The organism is Micromonospora arborensis (genome assembly GCF_003205615.1).
Lineage (GTDB): Bacteria > Actinomycetota > Actinomycetes > Mycobacteriales > Micromonosporaceae > Micromonospora > Micromonospora arborensis.
In genome coordinates, this window is record NZ_PYBV01000010.1 from 1,871 (window position 1) to 3,035 (window position 1,165).

Here is a 1,165-nt window from a genome sequence, read left to right on the forward strand (position 1 = left end):
GGTCACGCCGGGCGGCGGGTTGAAACTGAACTGGTCGGCGTCGGGGCGGCGGTAGTCGACCTGGGTGAAGGCCACCTCGAACGCCGGCTGGTCGCTGCCCTTGGCGAGCACCTCGAAGCGCAGCGGCACGTGCTGCTTGGCGTCGATGGCGATGCGCAGTTGGTGCACCAGTGAGTCCTGGTCGCGCGGTGAGAGCACCAGCTCGTACGCGTCCTGGCCGGCGACGGTGGCCGAACGGCCGACGCTCACCTCGGTGCTCGGGTCGATCGCGCCCAACGCCAGGTCGGCGGCCTCCTGCGGGGTGGCCGGCAGGTTCGGCACCGCCTCGGGGGCCGGCTTCGCGGCTCCGGCGTCGCCCAGGGTGCGGTGGCTGGCGGTGTTGGTGCGGCTCTGCCAGGTCCACAGGTCGCGGCCGTTGCGGATCACGTCCTGCTCGCCGAGGGTGTCCAGCAACGCGACCCGCTGCCGCTCCGGGCCGGAATACCAGACCCGCAGGGTGTGCGTGCCGGTCAACAGGGTGGTCAGCTCGTTGCCGGGGACCAACCCGACGAGCGACGGCAGGCCGAGGTCGGCGCGTTGCACGACCGTGCCGGACAGCCCTTCCAACCGGGAGGTCTGCAGATCGACCAGGAGCTGGGCGGCGGTACGCGGCGGCAGGCTCGGCTCGGCTTCCGCGGCGAACGTGCCGATCGCCGCGCCACCGCCGATGACGGCGACGGCGGCGGTGGCCGGGACCAGCCAACGTAGGACGGGACGGCTTCTCAGGACGGACATGGTGACACCTCCAGGTGACATCCTGCCCTCTCGGTGCTGTGAACGTGCTGAGGAAGCCGAACCGCCCGATTGAACGGGAGTGGCACCCTTGACCTGTGCGGTTGCTGGTGGTGGAGGACGAGGCCCGGTTGGCGGCTGCCCTGCAACGCGGCCTGCAGGCCGAGGGGTTCGCGGTGGATGTGGCGGGGACCGGCCCCGCAGGCCTCGACGCGGCCCGGCACGGCGAGTACGACGCGATGATCCTCGACGTGATGCTGCCCGGCCTGTCCGGCTACGAGCTGGTCCGGCGGCTGCGAGCGGAGCAGCACTGGTTGCCGGTGCTGATGCTCTCCGCCAAGGACGGCGAGTACGACCAGGCCGACGGCCTCGACTGCGGCGCGGACGACTACCT

At 71.8% G+C, this 1,165-nt stretch carries 2 protein-coding genes; one reads left to right on the top strand and one right to left on the bottom strand.

What is annotated here, in order from left to right; all coding sequences use genetic code 11:
• Nucleotides 1-774, bottom strand: a 774-nt coding sequence (locus tag C7C45_RS07620; protein WP_244200281.1) for a LolA family protein, incomplete at its 3' end; no start/stop codon positions are given.
• Between the two features lie 95 nt (nt 775-869).
• On the opposite strand from C7C45_RS07620, the gene C7C45_RS07625 reads away from it, so the two are divergent.
• Nucleotides 870-1,165, top strand: a 296-nt coding sequence (locus C7C45_RS07625) for a response regulator (protein ID WP_146247291.1), incomplete at its 3' end; no start/stop codon positions are given.